A 14,005-nucleotide genomic window follows, 5' to 3' on the forward strand; every position below is an offset into this window, starting at 1 on the left:
TAGGCCAAATGACGTAACCCTTGCCGGAGTAGTGCGTTAGTCGTGACGGAAAGGTGCTCCGACTTTGATGTGGTGCACCTTGAGGCCGAAGCGGCGGCGAAGAGGGCTGCGACGTGAGCTTTCTGATCGACAAGTCCGCACTGGCCCGCTGGTCTCAGGAGCCCGTGGGGGAAGTCTTGGACCGGCTCTCGGAGAAGGGCTTGCTCACGGTGTGCGGCGCGGTGGAGATCGAAATGATCCACAGCGCACGCAACAGCGAGGAGGCTGACCGAACCCGTGACATGGTTTCCTGAGCCAGGAGGCGGGCTCCTGAGGGTCCTTCATGACGGTTTCCTGGGCGAGCACCCAGCCGGGCGGCCAGTTGTGCTTGTGATCGTTGACCAGGCCGCGGAAGGTCTCGGCCTGGGGGAGGTCCTGGAAGTTCTCGGACTCCTGCTTGCCGCCGCGTTTGCCGCCGGCGTTCCACCGGACGGTGTACGTGACGCCGCCGTCGCGGCGGAGGCGATCTCGGATGCCCGCCATGCGGGGGACTGTAGTCAGGCGACCGGGCGGATGTTTGACGCCGTATTGACACGGCCCCGGAAAACGATCAACGGTCTGACCGTTCTTGCTGGTCAGACCGTTGATCTTCTGGGGTGAGTAACGGGACTTGAACCCGCGACTTCCTGGACCACAACCAGGTGCTCTACCAACTGAGCTATACCCACCATCGCGTTCCCGGTCAGTAACCTGTCCGGTGCGGCGAAAAAAACTATACAGGGTCTGGGCAGGTGCTCGCCGCCAGGTTTCCCCTAGCGGCCCGCACGCGCGTGCGAACCCGGCGTGACACCGGGCGGACGCGGGCCAGGCGGCGGTCAAGTCGGGACGGACAGCGATCAAGTCGGGACGGACAGCGATCAAACCTGAGCGGACAGCGGTCAAGCCGGGACGGACAGCGACGGCCCCGAGGTCAAGCCAGGGTCGGACAGCGCTCGCCCTGAGGTCAGGCGGTGTCGGCGGCAGTCGGCGCGGGGGTTTCCGCGGCGTCCTGCGGCATGACCGGCAGCTTGTGCCGGGCGGAGATCGCCTTGGCGGTCTCGGTGTCCGGGCCGGGCTGCGGCACGAACAGGGCCTCGCGGTAGTAGGCCAGCTCCTGGATGCTCTCCCGGATGTCCTGGAGCGCCCGGTGGCCGCCGGCCTTCTTCGGGCTCTGGAAGTACACCCGGGGGTACCACCGGCGGGCCAGCTCCTTGACCGAGGACACGTCGACGATCCGGTAGTGCAGCCAGCCTTCGAGGTCCTTCATGTCCCGCGAGATGAACCCGCGGTCGGTGGCGATCGAGTTGCCGCACAGCGGGGCCTTGCCGCTGACCGGCACCCACTCCTTGATGTACGCCAGCACCATCGCCTCGGCCTCGGCGAGGGTCACCCCGTTGTCGAGCTCGTCGAGGAGCCCGGACGAAGTGTGCATCTTCCGCACCACTGCGGGCATGTTGGCGAGCGCCTCGGCGGGCGGGCGGATCACCACGTCCACACCCTCGCCGAGGATGTTCAGGTCGGAGTCGGTGACCAGTGCGGCCACCTCCACCAGCGCATCTTTATCCAGCTCGAGGCCGGTCATTTCGCAGTCGATCCACACCAAGCGGTCACTCATGGAGACCAACCCTAAGCGGTGTCAGCGGTGACCGGTCGGGACGGGCACCTCCTCGGCGGCCGACTTGCCGCGGAACGCCTCCCGGTACGCGGCCGGGGACAGACCCACGTGCTTGCGGAAGTGCCCGCGCAGGGCCACCGGTGAGCGGAAACCGCACCGGGTCGCTATCTCCTCCACCGGGGTGTCGGTGGATTCGAGGAGCCGCTGGGCCTGGAGCACCCGCTGGGTCAGCAGCCACTGCAGCGGAGCGCTGCCGGTGAGCGTGCGGAACCGACGGTCGAACGTCCGGCGGCTCATGTACGCGCGGGCCGCCAGCGCCTCGATGTCGAACCGCTCGGCGAGGTTGTCCCTGGCCCAGGTGAGGACCGGGGCGAGCGGGTCGCCGCTGATCTCCTCGGGCAGGGCCAGGTCGAGGTACTGTCCGGCCGGGAACGCGGTGGCGCTGCGCTGGGTGGGCAGCACGAGGCGGCGGGCCAGTGCGTCCGCGGCCTGCGGTCCGTGGTCCGTACGGATCAGGTGCAGGCACAGGTCGAGGCCCGCGGTGGTGCCGGCGCTGGTGAGGATGTCGCCGTCGTCGACGTACAGTTCGCGCGGGTCCACCCGCACCTGCGGGTACTTCTTGGACAGCGCAGGCGCGTACATCCAGTGCGTGGTGGCCGGTCGGTCGTCGAGCAGCCCGGCGGCGGCCAGGACGAACGCCCCACCGCCCAGGCCGACCACCCGCGCGCCGTCACGGTGGGCCCGGCGCAGTGCTTCGAGTATGGGCAGGGGCGGGATCCGTCCGGGGGAGCGCCAGGCCGGGACGATCACGGTTCCGGCCTTGTCGACGGCGTCCAGGTTGTACGGGGCGGTCAGTTCGACACCCGCCGTGGTGCGGAGCGGTCCGGGTTCGGCCGCGCACACCATTAATCGGTAGGCGGGGACTCCGGCGTCGCGTCGGTCCACGCCGAACACCGAGATGGGGATGGAACTCTCCAGCATCGGCGCGCCGTTGAACAGCAGCACCGCGATGGTCTCCGCGCGGCGCCGGCCGGTGAGCCGACGGGCCCACGCGGGCGTGGTCAGGTCGGTGGGGGCTTCGGGGGCCGGGTCTGCGGCGGCTGGGTCCCGCTGCGGGTCGGCTTCGGCGGACTGCGGTCCGGGCGAACGAGGAGCGGGGACCGCGGGTCTGCCGTCCGGGCGCGGGCTGGTGTCGGTCACCGGGGTCGGTGAGACTCCGGGACCGCCGCTGGACGCCGTCGGCTGGTTCTGTGTGGCAGTCGCTGCGACGGTCTGTGCCCGCCGCCACGTCTGGTGCTTGTCGTCCCCGCGCATGGCTCCGATCGCCCCCTTCGCTTCCTCCGCGCCCCGTCGGCGATCGCCGTACGAGGGATCAAGCGGTGTGCTGCCTGCCCCAAGGACAGTGAACCCCACGAGTTCACAGCAGTCACACGCGCAACCCAAGATCGGAACTTACTCTCTCTCACCTTCCCTATGCATGATGTTCTCGACGTGGCGTTAAGTAGATATTCCTGTTTGTGACCTCGGTCACACCAAAATCAACGCAGTATGTGGGCAAACGAGGGCAGAACCCCCGATCATGCGAGTCGCGTCTGATATATGGTCAAAAGCCTCACTGGGGAGCATAATTCGGACTTGATTCATCGGTCCGAGCGGAAGATGATCAAGTCGTCAAATCGACAAAACGTGGTCACCGCCCGCGGATCAGCCTGAACCGCGTCCCGTGGTCCGGGCGACGTGCAGGAGCCGCACCGCCGACTCGGGGAGCTCGCGGCCCCGCACCCACACGGCACGCAACAGCCGTTCCAGGGGCGGCTTGAGCCCGTCGTCGAGGACGACCTCGACCAGCCGGCCCTCAGTCAGGTCGTCGCGGACCGCCAGTACGGACAGGGCCGCAGGTGCGGAACCGGACACCGCGGCCGACCGCAGTGGCGCGGTCGCGCCGAGCTCCAGTACCGGGACGGCCACGCCGTCGTACGCGGAAAGCGCCCGCTCCAAGGTCTCCCGGGTTCCTGAACCCGGCTCGCGCAACAGCAGTGGCGTGGCGGCGAGTTCGGCGGCCGACACGGGACGCCGCCGCCGGGCCCACGGGTGGCCGGGCGCGACCACGACCACCAGTCGGTCCCGGCCTACGGTCGCCGCCCGCAAGTCCTCGGGGACCCAAGGGCCTTCGACGAAACCGAGGTCGGCTTCGCCCGCCCGCAACGCCTCGACCACGTGGTGGGTGTTGGTCACCTGGAGCCCGACGTGCACATCCGGCTCGGCCTCGCGCAGCGCCACCAGCCAGCCCGGCACCAGGTGTTCGGCGATGGTCAGGCTCGCGGCCACCCGCAGCCGCCCCTGGGGTGCGGCCCGTAGCGCCGCCGCGCCCTCCACGAGGGCCCGCGCCTGCTCCAGCACTCCCCGTGCCCAGTCGGTGACTACGAGGCCCGCAGGGGTGGGCTGGGAGCCGCTGGTGCTGCGCAGGAGCAACTGGACGCCCAGGCGGCGCTCCAGGGTGCGCATCCGGGCGCTGGCTGAGGGCTGGCTGATGCCGAAGCGCGCGGCGGCCCGGCCGAGCGAGCCCGTCTCGACCACGGCGACCAGGAGGTCGAGGGTGTCGAGGTCGGGGAGGCGGCGGGGCGGCTCGGCGATCGGCGACGGAGAAGCCGGTGGCCGGGAGGTCGGCTGCGGGGTCGGAGGCTGTGGGGTCGGAGGCTGTGGGGTCGGAGGCTGAGGGGTCGGAGGCTGAGGGGTCGGCGACTGAGGGGTCGGAGGCTGTGGGGTTGGCGACCGAGGGGTTGGCGACTGAGCGGTCATAGGCAAACCCTATGAGCTCCCAGTCGATCGGGCGCTACCGGCGGCGCGCGGCGGAACCCAGAGTTGATCAATGTGACCCTCCTCCACCGGCCCTCCGGTCCAGCCCGCGACAACGATCCTGGAGTCTCCGGGGCGCTGTGCCCGTCATCGGGCGCCCCGGAGACTCCAGGATCGTTGCTGTGGCGCGGCCGGGAGGCCGGAGTGCGACAGGCCCCGGGTGTCGTGTACGCGGCCGCCGGAACCGCTTTGGCCTGGTTTGTGCACCACTTCGTCCCCGCCGTGCCGATGCTCAGCGCCGCGATCGTGTTCGGCGTCCTGGCCACCAACCTGCGCGCCGTGCCGGAGGTCGCCCGCCCCGGGCTCAGGACCGCGGGCAGCCGCTTCATGCGGGTCGGCGTCGTACTGCTCGGCCTGAGCCTGGCGCTCGGCGACATCCTGGACCTCGGCTGGGCCGTCGTCGCCATGGTCGTAGCGGTGGTCGCCGTCACATTCTCCGGCACCCAGTGGCTCGGCCGTCGCCTCGGTCTCCCCGGCGACCAGCCGCTGCTGATCGCCACCGGCTTCTCCATCTGCGGGGCGTCAGCCGTCGCTGCGATGAGCGGCGTCACCCGCAGCAAGGACGAGGACGTAGCCGTCCCGGTCGCGCTGGTGACGCTGTGCGGAACCCTCGCGATCATCGTCCTCCCGCTGCTGCGCGGGCCGCTGGGGCTGCACGACGCCGACCTGTTCGGCATGTGGGTGGGTGCCAGCGTGCACGACGTCGGGCAAGTAGTCGCCGCCGCCCAGCCGGCCGGTCCGGCGGCGCTGCACGGAGCCGTGGTGGTCAAGCTCATGCGGGTGCTGCTGCTGGCCCCGCTGGTGGCCGCCACAGCCCTGACGTTCCGGCGGCGGCGGACCGCCGCCGTCTTCGAGCACGGCAGGCGGCCCGCGCTGGTCCCGCTGTTCGTCGTCGGTTTCACGGCGATGGTCGCGGCCCGCAGCACGGGGTTGCTGCCGCAGGGGTTCCTGGACACCGTGACGGCCGTACGGGAGCCGCTGATGGCGGCGGCCCTGGTGGGCCTGGGCAGTGCGGTGGACCTGCGGAGCCTGGTGCGCACCGGCGGGAAGGCGCTGCTGACGGGGCTGCTTTCCTGGGTGCTGATCGGCGCGGTGGCCTACGGGGGTGTCCTGCTGGTCGGCTGAGACCGGGCCTGAGGGTCAGGTGGAGCCTGAGGCTCAGCGCCTGCGGGTGTTCTGCGGCCGGTCCGCGCCGGTGACGCCCAGGACGTAACGGGTCACCGCGCCGACGATCAACAGACCGCCGCCGACACCCGCCGCGGTCCCCGCGCCCTTGCCGCCGACCAGCAGGGCCAGTGCGGCCGTGGCCGTGCTGAAGGCGTACCACCCGGTCAGCTCGCCCACCGCGACAGCGGGACGCGCGCTCTCCTCCCGCGCGCTCTCCTCCCGCGCGTTCTCCTCCTGGGCGGTCTCCTCCCGCACCGGCTCCTCCATGGCGGGGATCCCACGGCGCCGTCCCGTAGGGCGGACGGCTTCAGCGCGGGAGTCATCCGTACGCACTCGGCTGCTTTGGTTTTCGTTGTTCCAGGGCTCTGTGTTCCAGGGCTCCGCCGCAGGGGAGACAGCCGGGAACAGGGCGGTCGCCGGTTCATCCCACGGTGTCGGTGGCGGGTCGAAGACCGGCTCCCCGGCGCTGCCCCAGTCCTGGACGGACGGCGGAGCGGTCACGGTGAACTCCTCAGCGGCTGGCAGGGGGACCGGACGGTGAAGCCTGCTGACGGCCCGGCGCTTGCCGGACCGTCAGGAGGGTGTGCGGGTCGGCGTCCCGGAACTGCGCAAAATGGGATCGCCGCCCAATGCGCACGGTGTCTACCTGTGCAACGCCGCAACCACCGGATCGGTCACGGTCCACGTCACCCGGACGGGCGTTCGGTACCCGCCGGATGGGCGTCGGCCGGGCCCCGGATGGGCGCGGGATAGCGCCGGGGACTCCCCACAGAGCCGCTCGTGCGGATATCGTGCCGTCCACCTCCCGATGAGGCCTGTCCGATTCCCGCCTCACCACGTAATCTGTCCTATATATCCACACGAAGAATGATGTTGGGCTGTTCGCAGGCCGACAGGGTTCTTTCAGGCACGGATGTCTGATTGCCATGGCTGCTTTCGAGTTCAGTGACCTGCCGGATGGCACCCCATTGGTCCGGTCCGAAGACGCGCGTGCGCGCAACCCCGCGTTCCTCCACCCGGTCGTCGTCGGATTCGACGGATCCGACGCCAGTGAACGGGCCCTTTGCTATGCCACCGGCATGGCCCGGCGCCAAGGCGGCGGCCTGGTGATCGTCCATGTCGCCAACCGCATCCCCGCCACCGTGTGGGCCGGCTGCGAACCGCCGGTGTTCATCGATGTGCCCGACGGCCGTTCCGAGGCGCTCGGCCTGGAGCTGTCCTGCGCCGACCACCTACGGGACGTGCCGTGGGTGCTGGTCGAGCGCGGCGGTGACATCTGTCACGAACTGGAGGAAGTGGCAAAGGAGTTCGCTGCCGACGCCATCGTGGTCGGCTCGTCCACCGGGCTGGTCAGCCGGGTGTTCGGGTCAGTGTCCGGGCGACTGGTGAAGCACGCCCGGCGGCCGGTGGTCGTGATCCCCTGAACACCCCTGCGCCGGAAGTCGACTGACGGTGTGTCGGCCCGGTACGGGGTGGCGGTCTCGATCGTCCGCCCCGTACCGGGTGGGTTACTGTGCCTTGCCAGGTGATGTCCTCGTACGTCTGCCCGCTGCGGAGCAGCCGTACAGCAGAGTCGCGGCGCCGCGGGTGGACCGGGGCGGGGGCCGGAAGTGCAAGGGAACGTCATTCGTGGTTGATCGCGTGGCTGAATACCGGATCGAGGACCTCGCGCGCGAGGGCGGCACAACGGTCCGCAACGTACGCGCCTACCAGGACCGCGGGCTGCTGCCCCGGCCGCGCCGACAGGGCCGGGTGTCGCTGTACGACGCCGGTCACCTGGCCCGGCTGCGGCTGATCGGCCGACTGCTCGACCGGGGTTACAGCCTGGTCAGCAGCAAGGAACTGCTCGACGCCTGGGACGCGGGCCGGACGCTGGGCGGGGTGCTCGGTCTGGCCCCCGACACCGGCGGACTGTGGGGCGACGAGACCGCCGGACGGATCACCCGCACCGAACTGACGGGCCTGCTCGGCGGCCTCGACGACCCGGTGGTCCTGGCCGGCGCGGTCCGGCTCGGCCTGCTCGAACCCGAGGACGACACCCTGACCGTCTTCCGGGTGCCGAGCCCCCGGGAACTGGCCGTCGGCGCCGAACTGCACGCCGCCGGTGTCCCGGCGACGGTCGTGCTGGAACACCTGAGTGCGTTGCGTACGGATATGGAGCGCGTCGCCGACGGCTTCCTGGAGCTGGTGGAGACCCACCTGTGGCCCCGCCGGCTGGCCGAGGACGCAGTGACCGATGAGCCACAGATCGCCGAACTGGTCGGCAGAATGCGCCCGTTGGTCCAGCGGGTGGTGGAGAGTGAGCTGGTGCGGGCCATGCGGCAGCAGACCGCCCGGCGGGTGGGCGGGACGCTCGGCCGGGCGATGCTGGACGACGCGCGGACGACCCCCGCGCGGACGGCCCCCGCATCGACGCCCCCCGCACCGGAGGAGAAAGCCGGCCTGGAGCGCTACGCGTTCATGTCGGACGACTGGATCTCGGCGGTCGCCAGGCTCAGCCGCATGATCACCCCGGACCCGGAGCGACGGACGAAGCACCCCGCGGTGGTGGACATCATGGTCGTCGACGTGCCGGGGCGGGACGATCCCGCGGAGCTGCACCTGGACGTGTTCCGCGGGCGGGTGCTGGTGCGTCCCGGGCATCTGCCGGGCCCCGACCTGATGATCCACATGGATTGCGGCACCGCGCGGAGTCTGATCCTGGAGAACGACCGCTCCATTGCGCGGGCGGCACTGAAGGACGGGCGGCTGAGTGCTACCGGGGACCTCTTCGCGCTCACCGTGTTCAAGGAGGCGCTGGCGAGTATTTCCGGGTGGGACCTGGGGGCCGTCCTCCAGGAGCTGACCGCTTAGCGGCCGCTGCGCTGCCCTGCGGCAGAGGGACTAGGAGTGCTGCTTGATCCGCGCCAGCAGGTGTTGCGCGTACTCCCGGAAGATCGACGGCATGTCCACGTCCTCCGGGGCGAGCAGCCACTGCAGCTGGATGCCGTCCATCACCGCGAAGAGCTCCCGCGCGGTGTACTCCGGATTGACGTCCGGGCGCAGCTCGCCGCTCTCGATCCCGTGGCGCAGTGACTCGGTGAGCCCCACAGTGAGGGCGCGGTAGCGCTCCTTGGCCCAGGCGTGCGCCGGATGGTCGGTGGTGACCGCCTCGCCCGTAAGTACGGTGAACAGTTGGACCAGGCCCGGCACCCGGGCGTTGTGGTCGACCAGGGCGATCAGGTGGTCCAGTGCAGCCTCGGCCCCGAGACCCGGAACGGCGGTCAGGTCGAGCCGCTCGCTGTCCATCCGGTCGCGCAGGTCCAGGACCGCGATCAGCAGGTCCTGCTTGCTGCGGAAGTGGTGCAGCAGTCCGGCCTGGGTCAGCTCGGCCCGCTCGGCGATCCGGGCCAGTGAGGTGCCCCGGTAGCCGTTCTCGGCGAACTCCTGCAGCGAGATGTTGAGGATGCGTGCCCTGCGGGCGTCACCGGTGGCGTAACCCTGCCCGCTGCGCCGTCCGCGACGCGGTGGGGTGCTGCCCGTGCTTTCGGCGGCTTCAGCCGCCCCTCCTGCTGCCATGGCCCCATCTTGTCGTGCCCGGGTGCCGCTCCGGCCTCCGGTGCGAGATAGATCTCGTACTGGTAACAAAACTACCGCCTATTAGGTTTTGGAGTTACGGTTTCAGCAGAGAAACCCCGGCAACACGGGCGACCCCGGCCGCAGAAGCTGTGACCACCCGGGGGGCGGCCCCCGGACTCCCCGAAGGTGGACGATGACGACCACGCCCAACGTCGTAACCGACGCACAGCTCACCGCGCTCCTGGCACAGCTGACCCTCGACGAGAAGGTCTCACTGCTCTCCGGTGCGGACTTCTGGTCCCTGCCCGAGCTGCCGAAGATCGGGCTGCGCAAGCTGAACATGTCCGACGGCCCCGTGGGCGTCCGCGGCGTGGTGTGGGACGAGCGCGAGACCTCCCTGCTGTTCCCGAGCCCGACCGCACTCGCGGCGGCCTGGGACCCGGAGGTCACGCGGACCGCCGGTTACCTCATGGGCACCCAGGCCCGCAGCAAAGGCATCCACGTCCTGCTCGCGCCGATGGTCAACATGCAGCGCACCCCCAAGGGCGGCCGGCACTTCGAGTCCTACTCCGAGGACCCGAAGCTCACCGCGGACCTCGGCGTGGGCTTCGTCACGGGCGTCCAGTCGGCCGGCGTCGCCGCGACGATCAAGCACTACGTCGGCAACGACTCCGAGGACGAGCGCTTCACGTACGACACCCGGGTCGACGAGCGCGCCCTGCGCGAGGTCTACCTGCTGCCGTTCGAAGAGGCCTGCAGGACCGGCCACGTATGGCTCATGATGACCGCGTACAACTCGGTCAACGGCACCTCCATGGAGAAGAACACCCACCTGCAGAACACCGTCGCCCGCGACGAGTGGGGCTGGGACGGCGTGTTCGTCTCCGACTGGGGCGCCGTGCGCTCCACGGTCGACGCCGTGCTCGGCGGCACCGACATCATGATGCCGGTCGGCGACCTGCGCGGCGCCAAGCTCGTCGCCGCAGTCAACGACGGCGAACTCGCCGAGTCCGAGATCGACAAGCTGGCCGCCCGCGTGCTGCGCCTCGCCGCCCGTGTCGGCGTCCTCGGTGACTACACGCCCGTCGGCGGACACCCGACTCCGGACGACGCCTCGCAGACGCTGCGCCACATCGCCGCCCAGGCCATGGTCCTCATGACCAACCCGAAGGGCATCCTGCCGCTCGACACCGCCAAGCTCGGCAGGGTCGCGCTGATCGGCCCGAACGCCGGTCGCACCTCCGTCCAGGGCGGTGGCTCGGCGCACGTCAACGCCGCGTACGAGGTCTCCGTCGTCGAGGGCCTGCGCGCCGCGCTGCCCGCCGGTGTCGAGCTCGACGTAGTCGAGGGTGCGTTCACCCACGACGTGCTCTCGCAACTGCCCAAGGACCGTACGGTCGACCCGGTCTCCGGCGACAAGGGCCTCAGCGTCGAATTCATCGACGCCGGAGGCAGGTCGCTCGGCACCGACCACCGCCTCGGCTCGGTCCTGCTGTACTGGCCGGGCACCTTCCCCGCCGGTACCGCCCGGATGATCGCCCGCGCCCGGGTCACCCCCGAGGTCGACGGCACGCACCTGCTCGACGTCATCGGTGTCGGCCACTACGAGCTGACCGTCGACGGTGGTGGGACGCAGATCATCGACGGCGCCCTGCCCGAGGGCTCCGACCCGGTGCTCGCGCTGATGGCCCCGCCGGCCACCCGTGTCACGGTCGAAGCCAAGGCCGGTCAGCCGGTCGAGATCGTCCTGGACGCCCACCTCGTCTCCGGCGACAACGCGCTCGGCATCGACCTGGCCTCCTTCGGCCTCGGCTGGGGCAACCCCCAACGTACCGAGGAGGACGAACTCGCCGCCGCCGTGGAAGCCGCCCGCGGCGCCGACGTGGCCGTGGTCGTCATCGGTACGACCGACGCCATCGAGTCCGAGGGCTTCGACCGCAAGGACCTTGAACTGCCGGGCCGCTCCAACGCACTGGTCCGCGCGGTGGCCGCGGTCAACGCGAACACCGTCGTCGTGGTCAACGCCGGTTCGCCGGTGATCCTGCCGTGGCGCGACGAGGTCGCCGCCGTGCTGTTCGCCTGGCTGCCCGGCCAGGAGGCCGGACACTCGGTCGCCGACGTCCTGTTCGGCCACACGGAGCCCGGTGGGCGCCTGCCCACGTCGTACCCCGCGGTCGAGGCCGATGTCCCGGTCATCATCCCGACCAACATCGACAACGACTACACCAAGCAGTCGTCGGCTGTCGGCTACCGCGCCTGGGAGGCGGCCGGTGTGACCCCGGCGTACCCCTTCGGTCACGGCCTGGGCTACACCACCTGGTCGTACGACGGCGTAGTCGCGAAGGGCGGTGCTTCCGGCGTCACCGTCGGGGTCACGGTGTCCAACACCGGCGCCCGCGAAGGCAGGGAGGTCGTCCAGGTCTACCTCGACACCCCCGGCGCCGAGTTGCAGGGTCACGCTGAGCCGACCCGCCTCGTCGGCTACGCGGCCGTCGACGTCGCCGCGGGCACGTCGAAGACGGTGGAGATCACCCTCGACACCCGCACGCTGTCCCGCTGGGACGTCGCCGGGAACGCTTGGAAGGTCTTCCCCGGGACGTACGTCCTGCGCACCGGCGGCAACGCGGCGACCGCCGCGCTGACCGCGCGGATCACGCTCTGACTCATCGTCAGTAGCGCTCAGAGACCGACGCGGGCGGCAGGGGGTCACGGCCTCTGCCGCCCGCGTCGCTGTGTCCCGGCTGAACCGGACCGCCGCGGCGGTCCTGCCGACGGGGCGACCCAGGAGGCTGAAAACAGCGAACGGCGGCGGCGGGCGCATTGTGCGCCCGCCGCCGCCGTCGTACTGTGCGTGGCGCGCCACCGGGGTGACGGCCAGTCAACTCACTCCGGCCATTTCTCCCCGCCCGTACCGGAAGGGACACGACGAGCTGATGGACGACGAGAAGACCGCGCTGTACTCCATGGACATGACCGGAGCCGAGTGGACGCGCTTCGGCGAGGACACGACCGGCGAAGGCTGCGTCGAGCTGGCGCACCTGCCCGGGGGCAACGTCGCCATGCGCAACTCGGCGAGCCCCGAGGGGCCGGTGCTGAGGTTCACGCCCGGCGAGTGGGAGGCCTTTGTCCTGGGAGTCCGCGACGGGGAGTTCGATCTGGACCGGCTCTGACGGGTCGGCGCGGAGCGCGGGTCCACCCGTACGGCGCATTCCTGCCCTTGGGCTTTCGGCCCGTTGGGTGCGGCCTGCGTGTCGGTTTGCCCACAACGATGGGGTGATTTGGGGGAAATCGCCTAGCGCGCGTTATATGCCGTAAGGGTGACGTCGGCGTACGTAACCAGCCTCGACCACAATCGGATACAACACACGCTTTAAGCTCGCGGCCGGGAGACACCCAGCAGGAGCGCCGACTTGCACAGCCGCGGGGATGCTCCGCCACAAACGGGGAGGACACGAGATGAGCGACGACGTGACCGCCGACTCCATGGGCACCGGCGAGGCCGCGGATGTCGAGGAGACGATCTTCAAACTGCGCAGGGTGGCCGAACGCAAGGTCGAGGACCTGGGCGCCGACCACCCCGAAGCGCTCCAGGCCCGGGCCGCCTGGGCCCGCGCGGTGGCCGACGCCGGACGCTTCGCCGAGGCCGCGGGTCTGTTCTCCGAAGTGGCCCAGGACTACTCCCGGGTTCTCGGCGCGCAGTTCCCCGAGGCCCTGCTCGCCCGGCACAACCAGGCGTTCTGTATGGGGGTGAGCGGCAACGCCGTCACCGCCGAAGCGCTGGCCCGTGAAGTCGCGGCCGACTGCGTCCAGGCACTGGGCGCCGACGACCCGGACACCCTGAACGCCCGCGCCGCGTGGGCGCGCTGGGTCGGGGAGACCGGCGACGCCGCGCAGGCCGCCAGGCTGCTCAAATCAGTCGTGGCGGGTTACGGGGATGTGCTGGGCCCCGTACATCCGGATGTGTTGACGGTGCGTCACCAACAGGCGCACTGGCTGGGCCGCTCCGGGGACGCCACCCAGGCCGCGGCGCTGTTGTCCGACGTGGCCGGTGAACGCGGCGAGGTGCTCGGCGCGCAGGACGAAGCGACGCTGTCGGCCCGGCACGACCACGCGACCTGGACCGGAGAGGCGGGCGATGTGTCGCTCGCCCGGGACCTGCTGCACACGCTGACTGAGGACTACGTGGCCGAGCTCGGGGCCGACCACCCCGACACGCTCATCGTGCGGCACAACCACGCGCACTGGACGGGTGCGGCCGGGGACGCGGACGGCGCGGCGGAACTGCTGGGCCAACTGGTCACCGACGGTGAGCGGGTGCTCGGGGGAGACCACCCCGACACGCGTAATGCCAAGCGGGCGCAGTTCTGGTGGAGCGAGGGGCCGAGGGCGCCGATTCCGGTGCCGGGGTCGGCGCAGGCGGCCTGAGCGCTTGTGCGGCGCCGCCGCGTGGTTCCTGACCGGATTGCTGTGCCGGGAGATCGGTCCACAACAGGTCCGCGGACCCGGCCACCGGGCAGGCGTGGCGGGGCCCTGACCGGTCCGATGGAGGTGTAGCCACCTGCTCTTCCGGCTGCGCGAGGCCCGGCCGCGAGCGGCCCGGTGCCCGGAGCTCCGGACCTGCCCATGATCAGAAACTCGCCGAAAATGTGAAATATGGAACAGTAAGGTCATATCCGGAACCAGTGCGGTCGCGCGACTCGTCATGTCGGTCACGGAACCGGTCCACCAAGGGACCGGAAGCGGACTCGGGGGTTCGGGTTCGACGAAGGTGACAGACACGCCGTGCAGGAC

The 14,005-nt window shown here is 70.5% G+C and carries 13 protein-coding genes and 1 tRNA gene; 8 read left to right on the forward strand and 6 right to left on the reverse strand.

Features of this window, described 5'->3' with window-relative positions; all coding sequences use genetic code 11:
* Positions 1-113 precede the first annotated feature (113 nt).
* Entirely contained in the window at positions 114-293 is a 180-nt protein-coding gene (locus tag AC0Z36_RS06120) for a PIN domain-containing protein (RefSeq protein ID WP_485461656.1), read from the forward strand.
* Positions 294-369: 76 nt separating this feature from the next.
* Positions 370-639: a hypothetical protein gene (locus tag AC0Z36_RS06125; RefSeq protein ID WP_485461657.1), complete on the forward strand. Its 270-nt coding sequence runs from the start codon at positions 370-372 to the stop codon at positions 637-639.
* On the opposite strand, the gene AC0Z36_RS06130 is transcribed toward AC0Z36_RS06125, so the two are convergent.
* From AC0Z36_RS06130 to AC0Z36_RS06145, 4 genes are all read right to left on the reverse strand, one after another.
* A tRNA-His gene (locus tag AC0Z36_RS06130) sits at positions 632-707 on the reverse strand. The two genes, AC0Z36_RS06125 and AC0Z36_RS06130, sit on opposite strands and share 8 nt — an antisense overlap.
* A 275-nt stretch (positions 708-982) precedes the next feature.
* Positions 983-1,633: an oligoribonuclease gene (gene orn / locus AC0Z36_RS06135; protein ID WP_485461658.1), complete on the reverse strand. Its 651-nt coding sequence runs from the start codon at positions 1,631-1,633 to the stop codon at positions 983-985.
* Positions 1,634-1,654: 21 nt separating this feature from the next.
* Positions 1,655-2,947, reverse strand: a complete 1,293-nt coding sequence (locus tag AC0Z36_RS06140; protein ID WP_485461659.1) for a GlxA family transcriptional regulator — start codon at positions 2,945-2,947, stop codon at positions 1,655-1,657.
* Between the two features lie 390 nt (positions 2,948-3,337).
* Positions 3,338-4,267 (reverse strand): LysR family transcriptional regulator, encoded by a 930-nt coding sequence (locus AC0Z36_RS06145; protein WP_485461724.1) that lies wholly within the window; start codon positions 4,265-4,267, stop codon positions 3,338-3,340.
* Between the two features lie 339 nt (positions 4,268-4,606).
* Between AC0Z36_RS06145 and AC0Z36_RS06150 the strand changes: the two genes are divergently transcribed.
* Entirely contained in the window at positions 4,607-5,614 is a 1,008-nt protein-coding gene (locus AC0Z36_RS06150) for a YeiH family protein (protein ID WP_485461725.1), read from the forward strand.
* 33 nt (positions 5,615-5,647) lie between these two features.
* Here the strand turns inward: AC0Z36_RS06150 and AC0Z36_RS06155 are convergent, their stop codons facing one another.
* Positions 5,648-6,157 carry a hypothetical protein gene (locus AC0Z36_RS06155; protein ID WP_485461660.1) on the reverse strand — a complete coding sequence of 170 codons (510 nt, stop codon included), beginning with the start codon at positions 6,155-6,157 and terminating at the stop codon, positions 5,648-5,650.
* A 425-nt stretch (positions 6,158-6,582) separates the two neighbouring features.
* Between AC0Z36_RS06155 and AC0Z36_RS06160 the strand changes: the two genes are divergently transcribed.
* Both AC0Z36_RS06160 and AC0Z36_RS06165 read left to right on the forward strand, forming a co-directional pair.
* On the forward strand, positions 6,583-7,080 hold the full coding sequence (locus AC0Z36_RS06160; protein WP_485461661.1) for a universal stress protein: 498 nt from the start codon (positions 6,583-6,585) through the stop codon (positions 7,078-7,080).
* Between the two features lie 205 nt (positions 7,081-7,285).
* Complete coding sequence (locus AC0Z36_RS06165) at positions 7,286-8,509, forward strand: MerR family transcriptional regulator (protein ID WP_485461662.1); 1,224 nt, start codon at positions 7,286-7,288, stop codon at positions 8,507-8,509.
* Positions 8,510-8,539: 30 nt separating this feature from the next.
* Here the strand turns inward: AC0Z36_RS06165 and AC0Z36_RS06170 are convergent, their stop codons facing one another.
* Complete coding sequence (locus tag AC0Z36_RS06170; RefSeq protein WP_485461663.1) at positions 8,540-9,214, reverse strand: TetR/AcrR family transcriptional regulator; 675 nt, start codon at positions 9,212-9,214, stop codon at positions 8,540-8,542.
* A 193-nt stretch (positions 9,215-9,407) separates the two neighbouring features.
* On the opposite strand from AC0Z36_RS06170, the gene AC0Z36_RS06175 reads away from it, so the two are divergent.
* The 3 genes from AC0Z36_RS06175 (at position 9,408) to AC0Z36_RS06185 (ending at position 13,639) form a co-directional block, all read left to right on the forward strand.
* A complete protein-coding gene (locus AC0Z36_RS06175; RefSeq protein ID WP_485461664.1) occupies positions 9,408-11,876 on the forward strand; it encodes a beta-glucosidase in 2,469 nt (822 codons plus the stop codon).
* A gap of 271 nt (positions 11,877-12,147) precedes the next feature.
* Positions 12,148-12,384: a DUF397 domain-containing protein gene (locus AC0Z36_RS06180; protein WP_485461665.1), complete on the forward strand. Its 237-nt coding sequence runs from the start codon at positions 12,148-12,150 to the stop codon at positions 12,382-12,384.
* Positions 12,385-12,670: 286 nt separating this feature from the next.
* Entirely contained in the window at positions 12,671-13,639 is a 969-nt protein-coding gene (locus AC0Z36_RS06185) for a tetratricopeptide repeat protein (protein WP_485461666.1), read from the forward strand.
* Positions 13,640-14,005: the final 366 nt, after the last annotated feature.

The organism is Kitasatospora sp. UYEF31, assembly GCF_057291755.1.